Raw genomic sequence first — 19,953 nt, forward strand, 5'->3', positions numbered from 1 at the left:
GACACACGGGCCCGAAAGTGTGAGGCGGATTCATACGGTCAGAGAAACATTTCTGAGCGTGGGGGTTTGCTGTGCCGAGTGGGGTTCCTGCGTCGCGGTCGTTGAAGCGGGCGTTGTTTGATCGGGTGTGTGCAGGACAGTCGGTGTCGGCGGCGTCGAAGGTGTTGGGCGTGTCGCATGGGACTGGTCATGAGTGGTGGCACAAAGCTGGCGGGATGGCGTTGGCAGCGGGCAAGCGTGGCGGTATCGGTGATGCTGTCGGTGGTGGCGGGCCGGGTGGGTCGGGGCACCGCCTCAATCTCGACGAGCGAGTCGCGATCATGCGGGGCCTCGACGATGGACTCAGTTACGCCGAGATCGGGCGGCGGATCAACCGGGACCGCTCGGTGGTGTGGAAGGAAGCCACCCGCAACCGCGGCGCCGACGGTGACTATCACGCGTTGATGGCCCATGCCCGCGCACACCATAAAGCCAGGCGCCCCAAAGCATTCAAGCTCAATGACCCCGACTTGTGCGCCGTGGTCGAGTCGTGGATGGATGACGGGTGGAGCCCCCGGTTGATCGCACAGGTGTTGGCCCAAGACCATCCCGATGACAAGCTCAAACAGGTGAGCCACGAAACGATCTATCAGTGCCTCTACGTGCAGACCCGTGGCCAGCTGCGCGCTGATCTGCATCAGTGCCTGTCGACCAAGCGGGCCACCCGCAAGACCCGCGGCGCGGCCGGCGGGCCGCGCGGGGTTTATGGCAGCGGCGACGAGTTCACGATCAGCGACCGGCCCGCCGAGGTCGCCGACCGGGCCGTGCCCGGGCACTGGGAAGGAGATCTCATCGTGGGGGCCGGCCACCAAAGCGCGATCGGCACGCTGGTGGAACGCAGCACCCGGTTCACCATCTTGTTGCACCTTCCGCTCGACCACACCGCCGAGTCCGTGGCCACCGCGATGATCGAGGCGATGAGGGAGCTACCTGAGCATCTGCGCCGATCGATTACCTGGGATCGCGGCTCGGAGATGGCTCAGTGGCCCCGGATTCATCTCGAACTCAAGGCCCCGGTGTACTTCTGCAACCCGCATTCACCCTGGCAGCGGGGCACCAACGAGAACACCAACCGCCTGCTGCGGTTCTGGTTCGAAAAGGGCACCGACCTGGCCGTGCACACCAAAGCCGACCTCAAACGCGTCCAAGACAAACTCAACTCCCGGCCCCGACCCACCCTGGACCTCGACACCCCAGCCCAACGCTTAGCCGCACTCGTTAGCCAAACCGCGTAAATGTTTCTTCAACCACTTGACTATGAGTGAGTGGAAACCGGCATTTCGTCGGTTTCGGCACGGTTCACTCCGCCAGCCGTTGCCGCAGTCCCGTCGCCCGCACCACCCGTCGCTCCAGCGCGGCCCGCACCCCGGCCTCGGTGCCGACCACCCGCACCCGCGCCTTGGCCCGGGTGACCGCGGTGTAGAACAGCTCACGAGTCAGCAGCCGGGAATCGTCCGGCGGCAGCAGCACGGTGACTTCCTCGGCCTGGCTGCCCTGGCTCTTGTGGATGGTCATGGCGTGCATGGTCTCGACATCGGCGAGCCGGCTGGTGGCGAATTGCAGTACCCCGGACGCGGTTCCGATGGCCGCCCGCAACGTGTCGCCGTCGAGCACCGCCACGCCGGTGTCGCCGTTGTACAGCTTCAAGCCGTAGTCATTGGCCGTCACCAACACCGGGCGGCCCACGTACCAGCTTGTCCACAACGCATCACCGGTCTCCTCGGTGAGCCACCGCTCGATCTGCCGGTTCCAGTGCCGCACACCATGAGTGCCCTCCCGGTGCGCGCACAACAGCCGGTGGGTGTCGAGCGCCGCCAGCGCACCCGTCACGTCACCGCGCGCCGCGGCCGCCCGCACGGCCAGAGCGTGCGGCACCAGCACCTCACGCAGGGCGGCGTGGGGTTCTGGTGCCTCGACGTACTCGATGTGCGGGCCGCCGGCGCGCAGCAGCTCCAGCACGGCATCCCCGTCACCGCGCCGGATACCGTCGGCCAATTCACCGATGTCCGCCCCGAACCGGTGCGAGGTGTGCAGGGCCGCGACCCGCAGATCCGGCCGGGCGCCGAGCCCGTCGACCAGGTCGGCCAGCACCGCTCCCGCTTCCACGGACGCCAGCTGATCCGGATCGCCCACCAGGATGAGTCTGGTTGACGGGCGGACAGATTCGAGCAGCCGGGCCATCATCGTCAACGACACCATGGACGTCTCGTCGACGACGATCACTTCGTAGGGCAGCCGGTTGCCGCGATGATGCCTGAAGCGCGCCGATGTCTCCCGCAGCCGCCCCAGCAGCCGGTGCAGGGTCACCGCCTGCAGACCCGCCAAGCGCTCCCGGTCCTGCGGCTCCAACTTGTCGATCTCGGACTGCACGGCCTGGTGCAACCGTGCCGAGGCCTTGCCGGTGGGCGCCGCCAACGCGATGCGGGGCCGGGTCAGGCCCGCCAGCTCCGCCTGTTCGGCCAGAAGGGCAAGCAGACCGGCCACCGTGGTGGTCTTACCGGTACCGGGTCCACCGGTCAGCACAGTTGTCCACTGCGACAATGCGATCTGCGCCGCGGCGCGCTGTTCGACGAATTTCGGCGCGGGAAACACCCGGTCCAGCCCGGCGGCCAGAGCCGCGTCGTCCACCGGGACCTGCTGTCCGCGGGTGGCCAGCAGGTCGGCGCACACCTGTTCTTCTTCGCGGTAGTAGCGGTCGAGGTACAGCAGGCTCCCGCCGTAGAGCCGCAACACCGGCGGAGTGCCGAGCAGCGGGCTGCGCTGTACCGCCGCCAGCCACTCGGTGCTCTGCGGCCAGGGCAACTCGGGATCGATCTCGGTAGCCACGGTGCGAAGGTCGACACACACCGAACCCGACCGCAGCCCCCGTACCGCCAGCGCCACCGCAAGTGCCACCGTCTCGTCGGTGTCCTTGGCCAGCTCGGCGAGCCGGGTCGCGACATGCACGTCCGCGGCTTCCAGCACACCGGCGTCGTTGAACACCCGCAGCAGCCCCGCCGCGCAACGAACCCGGCGCCAGTCCTGCGGGTCGTCCAGTTCGGCGACGGTCACGACACCCCTCCGTCCAGCAGATCCGACAGCGCCACCACCAGATCCGCGGGCGGCTGCCAGCTGAACACGCCTGCGGGATGCCCGCCGAACAACGGCGTCTCCCGCCCGCACATACCCCGCACGAACAGATAAGCCACGCCCCCCAGGTGCCGCGCCGGATCGTAACCGGGCTGACGCCACCGCAGGAACCGGTGCAGCACAACGCAGTACAGCAGGGCCTGCAGTGGGTAGTCGGAATGCAGCATGGCCGCCGCCAATTGTGGCGGGCCGTAGTCGGCCGCGGTCAGCGTACGGCCCGGCTCACCCAGGCGGTTGGTCTTGTAGTCCACCACCACATAGCGGGGGTTGTCCTCGACGCGCACCCGCAGCACCGCGTCGATGGAGCCGGTGAGATATCCGCGCAGCGACTGCCCGCCGAGCACCGGACCGCTGAGCCGGGCGGCGTAGCCGGCCATCGGGTCATCGGCGTGCAGGTACCGGCCAAGCAGTACACCGGCATCAGCGAGTGACGGTTCACCGGCCGCCGTGCGGCCCAGGTCACCACCGGCCAGCGGCATCTCGAAGTCCAACTCGCACAACCGGTCCGACAGCGCCACCTCCCGCAGGGTGAGGCCCGGCAGCAACGGCCCCAGCGGGGTGTCGTGCACCGCGACCAGCGCGTCGGCCACCGCCTCGGCGGTGGCCTCGACACCCCACCATGCGGCGTGCCTGTCGACCTCTCGCGTCAACTCCTGCGCCAGGTCCGGCGCTTGCGGGTCGGCGGTCTCCAGCACCGCGTGCACCAGCGAACCGAACGCCGCCCCACCGGGCAACTCGTCCATCGGTGAGGCCACATCGGTGCCCAACTCGGTCGACGGCGCCGCGGCCGGAATCTCCTCCGGCTCATCCTCTTTGCCGCCGGCCTCCGGTTCGCTGGTGACCCCGGGAGCATCTGACACCCGGATCAGGGCCGAATAGGACGTCCGTCGCCAACCGAGGTCGATACCGCGGTGGAAGTGCCGCACACCCAAACCGGTGGGCACGGCGGCGGGCGGCACCGGAGCCGCGGCCGCGATCACCGACGCCTCGACGCTCGGGCCACCTTCGGCCGACCACATCGAAAAGCACTCCAGGGCATCCTCGTCGGTGATTCCCCGCCGGCAGGCATCCGGCACCTCGGCCTCACCGCGGGTGCGCCCCCGCAGCAGGCGGGACAGCCCGGCATTGACCTCATCCTTGGTCGGAGCCCACCACACCACCACCTGGGACTGCGCCCGGGTGAGCGCCACGTAGGCCAGCCGTAGCCGCTCCTGGGTGTCCTCGGCACGGGCCGCATTCACGGCGTCATGGAAATCGTCGGCACTCTCACCGCCGATGTGCAGGCAGCGGCGCCCCTGCTGGTCGTGGTAGGCCACCACATCGTCACTGCCGACGTAACGGTTGAAGTTGAAAGGCAGGTAGACGATCGGGAACTGCAATCCCTTGCTGGCCCAGACCGTCATGATCTGCACGCCGGCGGCGTCGCTGTCGAGTCGCCGGTTCCGCTCGGCACGGCGATTCTCGGCGCACCGCTCACGGAGCCAGTCGCGCAGCGCCGGAATCCCCAGGCGCTGTTGGTGGGCCACGTCCAGAAGTAGTTCAGCGACGTGCGCCAGGTCGGTCATCATTCTCTGCCCGCCCCGCCGGGCCAGCACCCGCCTGCTCATGCCGGCCACGTTGGCAGCCTCGAACACCGCGGCGACACCGCGTTCCCGGGCATGGTCGGCCCACTGGCGCAGCACGTCGGCGACGTCGTCGGTCAGCGATTCACCATGCTGCACCAGGTCTTCGATGGTCCGGCCGAAGAAGGAGGTGGTGGCCGCCGCCCGCACCAGCGCACTGCGATGGGTCTGATCGAAGGCGTCGAGCAGGGTCAGCCATTCCGTGGCCGCTTCAGAGGAGAAGATGTTGGAGTCGCCGGTGTACACGGCGGGTACCCCTGCGGCCGTCAGCGCCGTATGGCACCGGCGCGCATCGGCATGGCTCTCGACGATCACCGCGATGTCACCGGCGAGCAGTGCGCGTTCACCGAACGTCGGCTTCGCTGCCAGGGTGGCTGCCACGTCGGCGGCCAAGTCCGCCACCACGTGTCTGCGTGCATCGTCGATCGGGATGTTCTGGCCGCGTGCGAATCCCAGCGACGCGCGGCTGATCACTCGCAACCGGAACGGCGCGTTGTTCGGTGCGCCGGCCAACCGGTGGCCCTGGTGGGCGGCGTCCACGTCATGCACGAGGATCTCCGGACTACCCAGTGCGGCACCACGCAGCACGGCCTGCAAGCTGTCCACCAGCGCGCTGTCGCTTCGCCAGTTGGTGGCCAGGGTGAACTTGGTCCCGGCCGTGCGCGACGCGTCCAGATAGGCGTCGATGTCACCGCCACGGAAGGCGTAGATGGACTGTTTGGGATCACCGATCAGGATCAGCGTCGAATGCCCGCGGAAAGCCCGGTCCACCACCTGCCACTGGACCGGGTCGGTGTCCTGGAACTCGTCGATCATCACGATGCTCCACCGCCTCCGCATCCGCTCACGCGCCGGTGAATCCTCCGGCGCCAGCGCGTCGGCCAGCCGGCTGAGCAGATCATCAAAATGCAAGATGCCCAGACGGCGTTTGCGGATCTCGAGTTCGGCCAGCACTTCTCGGGCGAACTCGACGCGGGCCTGTGCCACTGAGCCCGGTGCCGGTTCGGCGGGCCGCAGCTCGGTTCCGGCCTTCTCCACCACCGCGGTGGCCAGCCGCAGTGCGGCGGCCCGATCGAACACCGGGTCTGCGGTCTGGCTGCCGAACCGGCGCAGATACACATCGTCGACGACCTCGCGGACCAGGTCACCGAGGTCCTCGACCAGAGACACCCCGGCGTCACTGTCTCCGGCGACCCCCAGCGATGTCAGTACCAGGCGACAGAACTCGTGGGTGGTGGCGATGGTCGCAGAATCGAACTCCGCCAACGCATCACGCAGACGCCGGTGCCGGGCCTGTCGTTGCGCCGGGGTACCGGTGAGCAGGTGGCGGAGCAGCGCCGTGTCGGGGGTGGCGCCGGTGCCGTCGAATGCCGCGACCGCGGCCACGATCTGGTCGCGCACCCGTTCCCTCAGTTCGGCGGTGGCCGCCCGGCTGAACGTGATGAGCAGCATGTCGTCGAGGGTGGCCGCACCCTCGGCCAGGTACCGGGTGACCAGACCGGCCAGCACGAAGGTCTTGCCGGTCCCGGCACTGGCTTCCAGCACGGTGGTCGAGCCGGCTGTGGGCAATGGGCCGAGCAGGTCGAATCTGTCTGTCACGGACGGCCTTTCCGCTCGGCCCGCAGCAACGGCAACCACAGCCGGGCGGCGAAAGCTCCCAGCCGGGTGTCTTCGCCGGGCGTCTCCTCACCCTCGCGGGGCGGTGTGGTGAGCGCGTCGAAGGGCGCCGGCGGGCCGCCCCAGACCCGCACGATGGCCTCGTCCTCGTGGTCTCCGCCGTACTTGTTACGCCACATGCGCAGTGCGGCCTGCCATGGATCACGGCCGCGCAGCCGGTTCTCCGCCCACGCATACGAGGTCTTGATCGGCAGCGGCAGTGGTTCACAGCATCCCGCGTCATACAGCGCCACAAGGCTTTTCAGTACGGTCGGCGCACCTTCGGCGGGTAGCCCGAGGATCCGGGTCAGCACGCCGTCACCGCCGCGGCCGATACAGACCGCCGACCACTCGGGTCCGGGGTCGGCAGCGGCCAGGACCAGGATCTTCACCCACGGTTCGAGTAGGTGCCTGCCGTCGAGTCTGGAGAAGGTGGTGGCGACCACCCGGTCGCCGTAGACCGGGAGCACCGTGCCGGTCAGCCTGCGCCCCGCGCCCAGATCGAGGTCGACGTCGACGGCGTGCGGCGCACTGCCGCGGAACGGGGCTTCGGCCCGCGCCAGCACCACCGCCTGATCGCGGATCTCCTTGGCCAACCGCCAGCCGAGTTGGCCCGGCGGCAGTGTGCCTCGCCGCCATTCGGCGTCGAGGACCCACCGCGGATCCTTGCCCCGCCGCAGATCCGACAGCATCTGCTCGCCGACCTGCCAGCGCTGCAGGCCGTCGAGTTCGATCGGCATCGCGTCCTCGATGCCTTCTTCCTCGCGGGGCAGCGCCATGTCGAGGGTGCGGAAGAACCGCCGCACCGGGTTCTTCACGAAGGCGATCAGGTCGGCCAGCGCGATGTCCCCACCGGCACGCGGCAACAACGGACCCTGGGGGAACGTGGGAGGTTCGGCCTGGGCTCCGGCCGCCGCGGTGGCCGCGGTCAACACGGTGGGATCGAAGGTGAACGGTGTCGGCACCCCCAGTTCTCCGGGGGTCACATTCCGAACATCGAAGGGCTGCAACGGATGTTCGACGATGATCCGGTCCCGGATCGGTTCCTCGGTGGTCAGGTCCAGGACGTCGAGCACCTCGGCCAGCGGCACCGCGGGTGGCCGCCGGTGGCCGCTGTAGTCGTCGGCGCCGGTGTAGGTGACCACCAGTTTCTCGGTCGCCGACATCACCGCGTCGAGCAACAGCTGCCGATCCTCGGACCGGATGTCGCGTTCACCGGTGAGCGGCGCCCGGGCCAGCACGTCGTCGCCGTCGGCCAGATCGATACGGGGAAACACCCCGTCGTCGAGACCCACCAGGCACACCACTCGATGCGGAATCGAGCGCATCGGCACCATGGTGCACACCGTCAGTGTGCCGGTGCGGAAGTTGGCCCGGGTGGGCCGGCCCGCCAGCTGCCGGTGCAGAAGCGCGCGAATGTCCTTGAGCTGCAAAGAAATGGCGGCGTGATCGCCGGCCCGGTCCAGGATGTCGGCGAATTCGCGCTGCAGTTGTCCGGTCTGCCAGCTGTCGTCACCGTCGGCCCGGGTCAACAGGGCGACACCCTCGCCCAGGGTGGTGATCCACTCGTCGAGCGGCCGGGTCCCGGCCAAGGCGTCGATCACCGCGGTCAACCGGTCCAGGAATTCAGCGAGCCGGCCGGCGAGTTCTACCTTGTCACTGCCCACGTCGTCGAGAGGCAGGGTGGCGTCCAGCCAGGCCTGCGCGTCATCGGACATCGCCACACCGGCCAGCACCCGGTCGGTGCCGAACCGCCAGGTGTTCTGCACGTACTTGTCGAGCCCGTACCGCGCGCGGTGACCTTTGTCGATCCCCCACCGGATACCGGACTCACGCACCCACGCCGTCACCGACTCCAGGTCGTCGTCGGTGAACCGGAACCGCGCCCGCACCGGGGCCGCTTCGGCGAGATTGAGCACCTCGCTCGCGGTGGCACGTCCGTCGGCCAGGCTGAGCACCTGCGCGGCCACCCCCAGCAGCGGATTGGTCTGCACCAGAGCACGATCGGCCAGACGCACCCGCAACCGGTGCGCTGGATGCCGTTCGCCGGCGATGTCACCGAGCCCGAAGCCCGCCACGATCAGCGGCGCGTAGGTCTCGATGTCGGGACACATCACCAGGATGTCGCGCGGTTCCAGTGACGGGTCGTCGGCCAGCAGACCCAGCAGCACCTCACGCAGCACATCGATCTGTCGGGCCGGGCCGTGGCAGCTGTGCACCTGGATCGACCGATCGTCGGGTCGGCGGCGCCGGCCACGCGGATCGACCGCGTTGGCCGCGATATCGGCCTGCAGCCAGCCGAGCACTGTGTCGGGCCGGTGCTGGTTTCCGCCGATGTACTCGTCGCTCACCCCCGCGACGGGCAGGCTGCGGCGCAACTCCCGCAGATCGCGCCCCAGCGTCGCCAGCAGCGGATGGTGGGCGCCGAGGTGGCTGTCGTCGTCGGCCCGGGCGATGGGCCCGGCACTGCCGGTGAAGCCGCGCCACAGCGCATCGCTGGAGTGGGGCAGCCACAGGTGCAGATCGTGGTGGGTGGCCAGCGCCTCCAGCAAGTCGATGTCGGTGGCCGACAAGCGGGTGTGGCCGAACAGCGACAGCCGCTCGGGCAGGTCCATGGGTGCCGTGCGCAACCGCATCAGCGTCCGCACATGCCGCTCGCCGGGCGTCGGGCCGGGCACCTGCCGGCACAGGGCACGCCACAGCTGCGGTTGCCAACTCAGGTCCGCGTCGAGGTCCTCACCGGTGCCGTCGGTGGCGACGCCGGTGCCCCAGTCACGCAGTAGCCGGGGCCGCTGCGCGGCGTAGGAGGCGAACAACCCCGCCAGCCGCCGCGCCGTCGCATACCGCCTGCCCTGGCGTAGTGCGGCTTCTTCCCCGGTGTCGAAGTGCCCGAGGTGCGCCGCCAGGGTCCGGCACCACGGCTCGTCGAGGTGCGCGTCGATCACGTGCAGCAGCGGCCACACCAGCGCGTCCGGTGCCCAGGGGTCGTTGTCGACGGTGCCGGTGATCTCGGCGATCAGGGACCGTGGCGAACGGAACGCCACCCCGGCGCACACGCCGTCGGAAAGCCCGGACCGCCCCAGCACGTGGGACAGCCGCTGGCTGAGCCAGCGTTCGACGCCGCGCGCCGGAACCAGCACCAGTTCTTCGGCGAACGGGTCGGCCAAAGGTGTGGACAACAGTTCGCCGAGCCCGTCCGCCAGCAGGTCCGTCCGCTCGGCGCGGTGGATGTGAAACGCCACTGGCCCCCTTCGCCACGACACCGTCGACCCAACTTACAAAACGACCGACCGCGCAGAACTGTGTTGTTCTGACAGTGCGGCGGGCCGGCTTTACCTAGAGTGTGTGCGGTAGGTCTCACCTTCCCGGCCGACACCTCTCCACAGTCTGCGACAACACATCGCAAGTGTTTGCATCCGCATGATTTCTACACTGTCTCGGGCGAGCACCCCGCCATAAACTCCGCGCGTTGATTTCTGCGCCTGCGCAGCTGTTGCAGGCGGCGGATACGCCCGACTGTGGACGGTTCTGGGCAAACCTCTCTGGAGTGGAGTTTTGATGTTGCGTGCCAAAGTCACCGCGGTAGCGTCCGCTGCCCTGCTCGTGACATCAGTGGTGTCTGCGTGCAGCGGGGGCGGTGGCGTCAGCGATTCGACCACCGCATCGGGCAAGAAGGCCTCCGAGGCCACCAGCCTCACCGACTTCGGTTCCATGGACCAGCTGGTGGAAGCCGCCAAGGCCGAAGGTCAGCTGAATGTGATCGCGCTGCCTCGTGACTGGGCGAACTACGGCACCATCATCGACAACTTCTCGTCGAAGTACGGAATCAAGGTCAACGAACTGCAACCCGAGGCGTCCAGCGCCGACGAGATCGCCGCCGCCAAGAACAATCAGGGCCTCGACACCGCGCCCGATGTGTTCAACATCGGTGACACGGTGGCGCACCAGAGCATCGACGTTCTCGCCGAGTACCGCAATCAGCAGTGGGACTCGTTCGCCGACAGCCTCAAGGATCCCGACGGCCGGTTCGTGGCCTGTGAGGGTGGCTACATGTCGATCGGGTACGACTCGGCGACCATCCCGGCGCCCACCACGATCACCGACCTGCTCAAGCCGGAGTACAAGGGCACCGCCATCAGCGGCGACCCGACGAAGAACGCGGTCGGGCTCGCCGGCGTGGGCCTGGCCACCCTGCAGGAGGGTGGCACGCTCGACGACTACCAGCCGGGCATCGACTTCTTCGCACGTCTCAAGCAGGCGGGTAACCTGGTCAGCGTGCAACCCGGGGCAGCCACGGTGACCTCCGGGGAGACCAAAGTGGTTATCTCCTATGACTATTCGAACGCCTCGTACGGACGTGACGTGCCGACCTGGAAGGTCGTGATCCCCGAGGGCACCGCGTACGGCAGCTTCCTGTACCAGGCCATCAACAAAGACGCTCCGCACCCGGCGGCGGCGCGGCTGTGGCAGGAATACCTGTACACCCCCGAGGTGCAGAACCTGTGGATCCAGTCGGGCGCCCGGAGCCCGATCGCAGCCGCTCTGACCGAGAGCGGCGAGATCGACCAGGCCGCGCAGGCCGCACTGCCGCCGGAGCCGGCCGACTTCGTGATTCCCACAGTCGAGCAGGCCACCAAGGCAGGCGAACTCGTCAACAAAGAGTGGGCGGCAGCTGTCGGTTGAGTCATCCGAGGACGACCAGCAGTAGGGTCCGCGGTCTGACCGTCGCCCTGGGCACCACCGTCGGGCTTCTCCCTTTCACCGCCTATGTGCTGTTGTTCCTGGCGATTCCGACGGGCATCGCCTTGCTGTCCGGTTTCCAGGATGACGACGGCCACTGGACCACCCAGAATCTCTCGGCGCTCACCGAACCGGTGATCTGGCGCACGATTCTGAATTCGCTCTGGTTGGCAACGGTCACCTCCGTGGTCGGTGCCGTGGTGGGGGCGCTGGTCTGTTACGCGTTACTCGGGCTACGGCCAGACGGTTTCATCTTGCGCGGAGTCAACGCGGCCTGCAGTGTGCTGGCGCAGTTCGGCGGGGTGATGCTGGCGTTCGCGTTCATCGCGACCATCGGGATCTCCGGAACGGTGACGACTTTGTTGAGTCACCAGTTGGGCGTCGACCTCTATGCCGACGGCGTCTGGTTGTACGAACTACGGGGTCTGGTGTTGCCGTACCTGTATTTCCAGATCCCGCTGATGGTCATCGTGTTCTATCCCGCCATGCAGCTGCTCAGGCCTCAGTGGGCGGAAGCCAACCTGACCCTGGGCGGCACCCGGTGGATGTTCTGGCGACGCGTGGCGATTCCGTTGCTGTTTCCGTCTTTTCTCGGTGCCCTGCTGTTGCTGTTCGCCAATGGCTTCTCCTCGTACGCCACCGCCGCGGCGTTGATAAGCCAGGCCTCGCCGATCGTTCCGCTGCAGATCCGGCTGGCGCTCAGTAGTGAGACCGTGCTGGGCCGCGCGAATGTGGCCGGTGTTCTGGCGTTGGCGATGATGGTCGTGATGACGGTGACGATGGTGGTCTATGCCCTGGTGCAGCGGCGGGCCCGCACGTGGCAGACATGAGCCGGCCGCTGATCAGCCCGAGCCGGACGGGGCGCTGGGTCATCCTGGGCGGTGTCGGATTCCTGTTCGCGCTACCGCTGTTGTCGATGCTGGAGTTCACGCTGCGCGACCAGGCGACCGGCGGGTACGGTCTGGCCAACTGGCAGCGAATGTTCTCCGGCGACAACGCAAGCCAGTTCGCCGTCATCGGTGTCGGTCTGCAGAACTCGGCGGTGCTGGTGGTGGTCACCGTGGCGATCGTCCTCCTGGTGGTGGCTCCCACCACCATCTTCGTCGAAGTGGCCGTGCCGCGGCTGTCGCGGGTGCTGGAGGCGATCTGCCTGATTCCCATGGCTTTACCGGCCGTGGTACTCGTGGTCGGATGGGCGCCGATCTACCGCGAGATCGGGCGGATGTTCGGCACCGGGGTGTGGTCACTGGGGCTGGCGTATGGCATCACCGTGCTGCCGTACGCCTACCGGGCGCTGAGTTCCAGTCTGGCAGCGGCAGATCTGCGACTGCTCAGCGAAGCCAGTCGCACCCTGGGTGCCGGCTGGTTCGGGTTCCTGCTGCGGGTGGCGGTGCCCGGTCTGCGCGCCGGGCTGTCGGCAACCGTGCTCATGGCCATTGCCGTGGTGCTGGGTGAGTTCGCCATCGCCTCGCTGCTCAACCGCACCAACATGCAGACGGCGCTCGCGGTGGTGAACTATCAGAGTCCATATGTCTCCGTGGGGTTTTCTCTCTTGGCACTCACGTTTGTCTTCGGTTTGTTGGTGATCGCCGACCGGATCGGCAGTTGGGCCGGCGCCCCTGTCGGCCCGGCTGCGGAGAGGGCGAAATGACCGGCGGGCACGTCCAGTTCGTCGGCGTGGGGATGCGCTACGGCAAGCACGAAGCGCTGGTCGACTTCAACCTCGACGTCGCGCCGGGCGAGTTCGTGGCGCTGCTGGGCCCCTCCGGTTCCGGGAAGACGACGGCGCTACGGCTGCTCGCTGGGTTGGAGCAGCCTACCGCCGGACGCATCCTGGTGGACGGGGATGACGTCACCGGCATACCGACCAACAAACGCGATCTCGGGATGGTGTTCCAGTCCTACTCGCTGTTCCCGAACATGACCGCGACGGCCAACGTCGAGTACGGGTTGCGGGCCCGCGGCCGGGACCGCAGACAGGCCCGGGCCGACGCGTTGGCCGGGCTCGACCTGGTGGACCTGGCACACCTGGCCGACCGCTACCCCCACCAACTCAGCGGTGGCCAACAGCAGCGGGTCGCGCTGGCGCGGGCACTGGTCACCGAACCACGAGTGCTGTTGCTCGACGAGTCGCTGTCGGCACTGGACGCACAGGTGCGAGTCCGGTTGCGCCAGCAGATTTCCGAGCTGCAGCGCCGCCTCGGCATCACCGCCATCTTCGTCACCCACGATCAGGAGGAGGCGCTCAGCATCGCGGATCGGGTGGCAGTGCTCAACGACGGCCGGATTGCCCAGGTCGGCGCGCCCCAGGAGCTCTACCACCGTCCTGCAACAGCTTTCGTCGCGCAGTTCGTGGGTCTGACCAACGCGGTGCCCGGCCGGATCAGCCGCAGCGGGCACGTCGAGGTGCTGGGTACCGAGTTGCCGACGGCGGCCGACGGCGGTGTGGCGGGCACGGTGGTGGACGTGTACCTCCGGCCCGAACGACTCTTGATCGACGCCGATGGTTTCCGGGGAACAGTGACCGGTACCTCGTTCCTCGGATCATTCAGCCGAACCACGGTGGAACTCGCGGACTCCCCGCTGACACTGCAAGTGCAGCACCCGTCCGACGACGCACCCCCACCGGGTAGCGAGATTCACCTGCGTATCTCTCCCGGACCGGTTGTGGTCCGGGAGAGCTGATCGGCTCTACGTATTCTGTAGCAGCGCGGTGCCGAGGTCGATGTACCGCTGCCGGACCGGGTCGTGCAGGGTGTGGGTGCGCGCGTTGCGCCAGAACCGGTCGGCCCGCAAGCTTTCCGATGCGGTACGCGCCCCGGTCCAGCTGAACATGTCGCTACTGGCCTGGTTGGCCACCTCGACGGCCAGCGCCTTGGTTGCGGCCAGTTGGGCGCGCAGTTCCGGCAGGTGAGTATCACCCGGGCTGCTCTGCGCCAGGTCCAGGGTCCGTGCCGCCTCCCGCTGCAGCGCCGCCACCGCCTTGATTTGCGCGGCGGTACGCCCCACCAGGTACTTCAACACGGGATCGTCTGCCAGGCTGCTGTATTGGGCGAGCTCGAACGGCACCCGGTTGGTGGCCAGCACTGACCGCACTCCGTAACGCACCGCGCCTTCGGCGATGCCGATGTCGATGGCGGCGTGAACCAACCTGCCCGCCTCGGCCCACGCCTTGGGGCGGGTCTGCTCCGACCACGTGAAGACGTACTCGGCCGGCACGGCGACCTCGTCCAGGGTCGCGGTGCCACTGGCACTACCCTTCTGCCCCATGCCTTCCCAGTCGTCGATGATGCCCAGACCGGGCGAGTCGACCGGCAGGTACGCCATCACCAGCACGCCGTCCTGGTCGCCGGCCATCACCGTCAACCACGCCGCGTCGATCGAACCGGTGGCGTAGTACTTGGTACCAGACACGCGGTAGCTGCCGTCGGACTGGCGAACGAATCGGGTGCTGAAATCTGCACTGTGCCTTCCGGACCGCTCGCTGGCCGCGTTGGCCAGCCGCTTGCCGGCGAGCACATCGGCATACACCCGTTCCCGCGCCTGGGCCGACCCCAGCATGCTCACCGCATCGGTGAACCCGTAATGCGGTTGCAGCAGTTGCGCGATGCCGGGGTCGGCGGAGCCGAGGATGCGGCACACCTCGACGGCGTCGTACTGGCTGCCGCCCGGGCCGCCCGCCTCCGTCGGGACCCGCAGTCCCAGCAGGCCCGAGCGTTCGAGGATTCCCCGCGCCTCGGCGTAATCGCCTGAGGCATCGGCGTCCAACGCCACCTGGTCGAGTTGGTCTCGGGTCTCCTCGGCGATGGCCAGCCAGTTGTCACCCACGGTTGTCGGGCTCCTTTCGATCTGAGGTACGGAATCGGGCGGCGGGATGGCTGTCCGGGAGCCGGTCGACTCCCTGCAGCGCCGCCCGCATGGTCCCCTTCGGCGCCGAGTCCCGGTAGAGACCGCGACGCTGAAGCTCGGGCACGACGAGTTCGGCGAATTCCTCGATGGATCCGGGCACGACCACCGAGTACAGATTGAATCCGGCCACACCTGTTTGCGTGACGTAGCGGGTGATCTCGTCGGCGATCTCCGCCGGTGTGCCGACGATGTTCACCGTCCCGTTGCCCAGGGTATTGAACCGGCGGCGGATATCGCCGATGGTGAGCTTTCCCTGGCCGGTGTACTGCGCCGCGGCACCCTTGCCGTGGTTGGAGGTGGTATCGGCGATGCGCTCGTCATCGCTCATCCCCGACAGGTCGAAACCGGTGGCGCCACCGAAATGCACCTCGTGTGCCCGCAGGTTCTGCCACCGGGAGAACTCGTCGTAGCGGTCTTGGGCGGCGGCGCGCGTCTTGCCCGCGATCACGGTCAGGCCGACGACGGGATGCAAGTCGGTTCGCGGCCTGCCATGGTGTTCGGCCCTGGTGTAGAGCGCGTGGGTGTAGTCGGCGATCTGCTGCGGATCGGCGGCATGCAGGAAGATCACTTCGCCGTTGGCGGCGGCGAAGTCGATGCCGCGCGTGGAGCTGCCCGCCTGCGCGATCACCGGCGTGCGCTGCGGCGTCGGCGGCACCAGGTGAGGCCCCTGGACCTTGAAATGCCGGCCCACGTGGTTGATTCGGCGTACCCGCGTCGGGTCGGCGTATCGCGCGGTGGTCCGGTCGGCAACGACGGCGTCGTCATCCCAACTGCCTTCCCACAACTTGTAGCAGACCTGCAGGTACTCCTCGGCGATGGTGTAGCGGGCGCCGTGCTCGAGTTGGTCTGCAAGTCCGTGATTACGCGCGGCGTTCGGCAGATACGAGGTCACCACGTTCCAGGCGATCCGGCCCGCCGAGATGGCGTCGAGTGTGCTCATCCGGCGGGCGAGGGAGAACGGCGGCTCGTAACTCGTGGACGAGGTCACGATGAAGCCCAGCTGCCGGGTGGCCGGTGTCATCGCGGCGATCAGCACCGTGGGGTCGTAGACCGGGAACTCCACCGCGCCTTCGATCGCGGCGTCCGGAGAGTCGCCGTAGGTGTCGTACACACCGAGCACATCGGCGAGGAACAGCGAGTGGAACAGCGCGTCGTCACACAACCGGGCCAGCGGCAGCCAGTAGTCGAGGCTGCCGACCTGCAACCGGGTGTTCTGCGGATGTGCCCACAGCCCGTGCGGCCGCAACCCGACGCAGGCCTCGTCGAAGACGTTGAAAACCAGCGGTTTCAGCTCTGTCATGCGCCCACCTCATGAGCCGGGTGCCGGGACGGCAGCCGGGCATCGCCGAACCATCGGCGGCGCAGCACCGGGTCGGCGGGACCCTCGCGCATCAATCCGCGCTCACGCAGTCGCGGCGCGATGTGTTCGGCGAAATCATCGAGCGTCTCCGGCGACACCACCGGCTGCACATTGAACCCGTCGAGCCGACCTGCCACCGCCCTTCGAGTGATCTCGTCGGCCACATCCTCCGGGGTGCCCACGATCGGTTGCACATACGACCCGAGAGTGCCGAAGTGCGCCTTGAGGTTGCCCACGGTCCTGGGCGTACCGGACGCCGAGAACCGCCGGGCCTGGGTCTGCACGTGATCGGTGTTCCCGTCGGCGAATACCGTCGAGTCGTCATGGGCAGACAGATCGCGACCGCTGACCCCGCACCAGTGCGCCAGAGATCCCTCGGCGGACAGAAAGCTGACGTACTCCTCTGCCCGGCGCTCGGCCTGATCCGTGGTGGCGCCGACGATCACCTGCAAACCGCCGATCAGTCGGACATCGGCTGGATCGCGTCCCGCGCCGACGGCGGCTTCGGTGATCTGGTCACGCGCGCGCAGGTGTGCCTCTGCGGTGTCACCGCCGACGAAGATCACCTCGGCGTGGGTCCCCGCGAAGCGCACGCCGCGTCCTGAGGTGCCCGCCTGGAACAACACCGGGGTGCGCTGCGGACTCGGCCCTACCAGATGCGGTCCGGCGACGGAGTAGTACCGCCCATTGTGATCGATCGGCCGCACCAGACGCGGGTCGGCGTAGATCCGCCGCTGCCGGTCGGCCAGCACCGCCCCGTCGGCCCAGCTGTGCTCCCACAGCCCGTAGACCACCTCCATGAACTCATCGGCGCGGTCGTAACGCTCGTCGTGCGAGAGCTGCTGCCGCATACCGAAGTTGCGAGCCGCCGACGGCAGATATGAGGTGACGATGTTCCATCCGATTCGGCCCGCGGTGAGGTGGTCCAAGGTGGAGTACCGACGGGCATGCGGGAACGGATGCTCGTAGGTGGTGGACGCAGTGACGACGAAGCCCAGGTGGGTGGTCACCGCTGCCATCGCCGGAATCAGGGCAGCCGGATCGAGCGCCGGGAACTCGACAGCCTGCTCGATCGCGATGTCGGGAGTACCGCGATAGGTGTCGTAGACGCCCAGGACGTCGGGAAAGAACACGGCGTCGAACCCCGCCGCCTCGTAACGTCGGGCGCGGTTCAGCCAGTGTTCCATGGTGGCGAACCCCAGCCGGTCATCGCGCGGGTGCGCCCACAGACCCTGCTGGATGTTTCCCGCGGAGGCGCCCTCGAACGCGTTCCAGATCAACGGAGTCGTCATGAAAACCGCTCCGGGGCAACAAATCCGTGTTCGAGGTCGCTCCGCCCGTCGATCACCAGATCACCGACCAACGCGCCGATCGCGGGCGCGTGTTTGAACGCATGCCCACTGTCGCCGCCCGCCACCACCACCTGGCCGGAGATCCGGCCGACCACGAACTGACCGTCCGGGGTCCTGGTGATCATGCAGGGGTCGACCCGGTGCGGCACCGGATCCACCCCCGGCAGGTACTGCGCCACCGTCGCACTGATCGCAGAGCTGTCGGAAGCGTTGACACCGCGGTCGAACTCGTCGGGGTCGATGCGTGTCCGGGGCACACCAACATCGTTGAGACCGAGTTTGACCACACCGTCCCCGGTGTGACCGTGACCCCACAGCAGGTGGGCCGGCGAGATCTCGCGGATGAAGATCCCGAGATCCTCTATCGAATGCTGTGCCGTCCCGGTGAACCATGTCATGGGCGTGCGGACCGGCTCGAGTGGCAGATCCGGCAGGAATCGCGGAATCCACCCTCCTGCACAGATCACCACAGTGTCGGCGACCCACCTCGCCGCGGGGGCAACGATCTCGACACCGCGTGCCCCGGAGCGAATATCGGAGATCCGCACCCCTTCGAGGATCTCGGCCCCCGCGCCGCGGGCTGCGGTCAGCGCGGCGGAGACGAAGCGTTCGGGATAGCCGATTCCCGCGCCGGGGTCGACCACACCCACGTCACCGGCACGGATCTCCGCGTGCTGGCCGTACCGCCGGATGATGTCCGGCGCCGGTAACACCTCGGGCTCGTCACCGACCCGGCGGGCCGCCGCGAGGGATCCCAGCACACTCTCGGACTCCCGGTCACCGATGGTGACACCACCGGTGATATCGAGAAGGGAAGCGCCGGTGGACTGTTCGAGCAAACGGAATCGCTGCTGTGCCAGCACGGCGTACTCCGACAACGCCGGATGTTCCAGGCACGCCTTCCGGAACAACCGGGTGCGGCCGTGGGTGGAGCCCAGCGCCGTGGGTACGGGGAACTGGTCCACGCCAAGCGTCGAGAGGCCACGGCGGGACAGCTCCCAGACCGTCGCCGAACCAAGCGCCCCCAGACCGATGACAGCGACGTCGTACCGGTTGGTCATGGTGTCACGCTCACAGCTCGGAGGACACCTTCCACGGGTTCACTCCTGCGTCGATGACGGCGAACTCGTCGATGCGGGCCAGCTCGTCAGCCGAGAAATCCAGACTGTCCAACGCTTTCAGATTCTCTTCGAGTTGTTCGATGCGCGAGACACCCACCAAAGCCGAGGCCACCCGCTGGTCGCGCAGTGTCCACGAGACCGCCAACTGCGCCAGCGTCTGGCCCCGCCCCTGGGCAATCTGGTCGAGTCCACGGAGCCGGCGCAGATTGTCTTCGTTCAGCGCATCGGCGGGCAACTCGTTGCGTTGGCTTGCCCGACTCACCTCCTCGTATCCGTTGAGGTACTTCGAGGTCAGCAGGCCCTGCGCCAGCGGGGTGAAGGCCACGGCGGCAGCGTTGTTGCGATCCAGCACGTCGAGCAGTTCGTGTTCGATCCAGCGGTTCAGCATCGAGTACGACGACTGGTTCACGATCAACGGCGTTCCCAGCTCAGCGGCGATGTCCAACGCCTCAGCGGTACGCGCTGCCGAGTACGAGGACACCCCGACGAACAGTGCCTTGCCCTGACGGACCAGGTGGTCGAGCGCGCCGATGGTCTCGTGAAGCGGAGTATCAGGATCGAAGCGGTGCGAGTAGAAGATGTCGACGTGATCGGTGCCGAGCCGGGTCAGGGACTCTTCCAGGCTGCGCAGGAGGTGTTTCTTGCCGCCGAGCCGGCCGTTGGGACCGAGCCACTGTGGCCACCCGGCCTTGGTGGCGATGACGAGCTCGTCACGGTAGCGGGCCAGGTCCTTGGCCAGGATTCGGCCGAAGTTCTCCTCGGCGGCCCCCAGCGGCGGGCCGTACTGGTTGGCCAGATCAAAGTGATTGATCCCGTTGTCGAACGCGAACCGGACGATGTCCCGTTGCCCCTGGAAGGGCTTGTCGTCGCCGAAGTTGTACCAAAATCCCAGCCCGATAGGCGAAACCACGAGGCCGGTATTGCCCACCCGGGTGTAGTCGAACCTCTTGAACCGGTCCTCCGGTGCGATGTATGGGGCGTGTGAGTCTGCGCGCTTGTCCCTGAAATCGACGCGACGAGTCATG

At 67.7% G+C, this 19,953-nt stretch carries 13 protein-coding genes; 5 read left to right on the forward strand and 8 right to left on the reverse strand.

Going from position 1 to position 19,953, the window contains the following annotated elements; genetic code table 11:
• Positions 1–71: 71 nt before the first annotated feature.
• Positions 72–1,274, forward strand: coding sequence for an IS30 family transposase (locus tag NL241_RS31340; RefSeq protein WP_487697449.1), 1,203 nt, complete (start codon positions 72–74; stop codon positions 1,272–1,274).
• Positions 1,275–1,338: 64 nt separating this feature from the next.
• Here the strand turns inward: NL241_RS31340 and recD are convergent, their stop codons facing one another.
• From recD to recC, 3 genes are read right to left on the reverse strand one after another with little or no spacing between them, the layout of a single operon-like run.
• Positions 1,339–3,090 (reverse strand): exodeoxyribonuclease V subunit alpha, encoded by a 1,752-nt coding sequence (gene recD / locus NL241_RS31345; protein WP_487690570.1) that lies wholly within the window; start codon positions 3,088–3,090, stop codon positions 1,339–1,341.
• The gene (locus NL241_RS31350) at positions 3,087–6,389 is read right to left on the reverse strand and encodes a UvrD-helicase domain-containing protein (RefSeq protein WP_494396007.1); all 3,303 of its coding nucleotides are present in this window, start codon (positions 6,387–6,389) and stop codon (positions 3,087–3,089) included. The genes recD and NL241_RS31350 overlap by 4 nt, the downstream gene beginning before the upstream one ends.
• Entirely contained in the window at positions 6,386–9,688 is a 3,303-nt protein-coding gene (gene recC, locus NL241_RS31355; RefSeq protein ID WP_487690567.1) for an exodeoxyribonuclease V subunit gamma, read from the reverse strand. The genes NL241_RS31350 and recC overlap by 4 nt, the downstream gene beginning before the upstream one ends.
• 316 nt (positions 9,689–10,004) lie before the next feature.
• Between recC and NL241_RS31360 the strand changes: the two genes are divergently transcribed.
• The 4 genes from NL241_RS31360 to NL241_RS31375 are packed head-to-tail and all read left to right on the forward strand — an operon-like array spanning position 10,005 to position 13,871.
• Positions 10,005–11,129 (forward strand): ABC transporter substrate-binding protein, encoded by a 1,125-nt coding sequence (locus tag NL241_RS31360; RefSeq protein ID WP_494396008.1) that lies wholly within the window; start codon positions 10,005–10,007, stop codon positions 11,127–11,129.
• Positions 11,126–12,016 carry an ABC transporter permease gene (locus NL241_RS31365; RefSeq protein ID WP_494396009.1) on the forward strand — a complete coding sequence of 297 codons (891 nt, stop codon included), beginning with the start codon at positions 11,126–11,128 and terminating at the stop codon, positions 12,014–12,016. Before NL241_RS31360 ends, NL241_RS31365 begins: the two co-directional genes overlap by 4 nt.
• Positions 12,013–12,837, forward strand: coding sequence for an ABC transporter permease subunit (locus tag NL241_RS31370; RefSeq protein WP_494396010.1), 825 nt, complete (start codon positions 12,013–12,015; stop codon positions 12,835–12,837). The genes NL241_RS31365 and NL241_RS31370 overlap by 4 nt, the downstream gene beginning before the upstream one ends.
• Positions 12,834–13,871: an ABC transporter ATP-binding protein gene (locus tag NL241_RS31375; protein ID WP_494396011.1), complete on the forward strand. Its 1,038-nt coding sequence runs from the start codon at positions 12,834–12,836 to the stop codon at positions 13,869–13,871. Before NL241_RS31370 ends, NL241_RS31375 begins: the two co-directional genes overlap by 4 nt.
• 6 nt (positions 13,872–13,877) lie before the next feature.
• On the opposite strand, the gene NL241_RS31380 is transcribed toward NL241_RS31375, so the two are convergent.
• Genes NL241_RS31380 through NL241_RS31400 form a run of 5 tightly spaced genes read right to left on the reverse strand, consistent with a single transcriptional unit; the run spans position 13,878 to position 19,952 of the window.
• Complete coding sequence (locus NL241_RS31380) at positions 13,878–15,014, reverse strand: acyl-CoA dehydrogenase family protein (protein ID WP_494396012.1); 1,137 nt, start codon at positions 15,012–15,014, stop codon at positions 13,878–13,880.
• Entirely contained in the window at positions 15,007–16,395 is a 1,389-nt protein-coding gene (locus NL241_RS31385; RefSeq protein ID WP_494396013.1) for an NtaA/DmoA family FMN-dependent monooxygenase, read from the reverse strand. The genes NL241_RS31380 and NL241_RS31385 overlap by 8 nt, the downstream gene beginning before the upstream one ends.
• A complete protein-coding gene (locus tag NL241_RS31390) occupies positions 16,392–17,747 on the reverse strand; it encodes an NtaA/DmoA family FMN-dependent monooxygenase (protein ID WP_494396014.1) in 1,356 nt (451 codons plus the stop codon). Before NL241_RS31390 ends, NL241_RS31385 begins: the two co-directional genes overlap by 4 nt.
• Positions 17,744–18,868, reverse strand: a complete 1,125-nt coding sequence (gene solA, locus NL241_RS31395; RefSeq protein WP_494396015.1) for an N-methyl-L-tryptophan oxidase — start codon at positions 18,866–18,868, stop codon at positions 17,744–17,746. Before solA ends, NL241_RS31390 begins: the two co-directional genes overlap by 4 nt.
• Before the next feature lie 10 nt (positions 18,869–18,878).
• On the reverse strand, positions 18,879–19,952 hold the full coding sequence (locus NL241_RS31400; RefSeq protein WP_494396016.1) for an aldo/keto reductase: 1,074 nt from the start codon (positions 19,950–19,952) through the stop codon (positions 18,879–18,881).
• Position 19,953: the final 1 nt, after the last annotated feature.

This window comes from Mycolicibacterium sp. SMGY-1XX (assembly GCF_059132455.1).

What these genes read in the sequence shown, in the direction of transcription:
- NL241_RS31390 (WP_494396014.1), bottom strand. Translation starts at nt 17,747, where the DNA reads ATGACGACTCCGTTGATCTGGAACGCGTTCGAGGGCGCCTCCGCGGGA.
- NL241_RS31360 (WP_494396008.1), top strand. Translation starts at nt 10,005, where the DNA reads ATGTTGCGTGCCAAAGTCACCGCGGTAGCGTCCGCTGCCCTGCTCGTG.
- NL241_RS31370 (WP_494396010.1), top strand. Translation starts at nt 12,013, where the DNA reads ATGAGCCGGCCGCTGATCAGCCCGAGCCGGACGGGGCGCTGGGTCATC.
- solA (WP_494396015.1), bottom strand. Translation starts at nt 18,868, where the DNA reads ATGACCAACCGGTACGACGTCGCTGTCATCGGTCTGGGGGCGCTTGGT.
- NL241_RS31400 (WP_494396016.1), bottom strand. Translation starts at nt 19,952, where the DNA reads ATGACTCGTCGCGTCGATTTCAGGGACAAGCGCGCAGACTCACACGCC.
- NL241_RS31375 (WP_494396011.1), top strand. Translation starts at nt 12,834, where the DNA reads ATGACCGGCGGGCACGTCCAGTTCGTCGGCGTGGGGATGCGCTACGGC.
- NL241_RS31385 (WP_494396013.1), bottom strand. Translation starts at nt 16,395, where the DNA reads ATGACAGAGCTGAAACCGCTGGTTTTCAACGTCTTCGACGAGGCCTGC.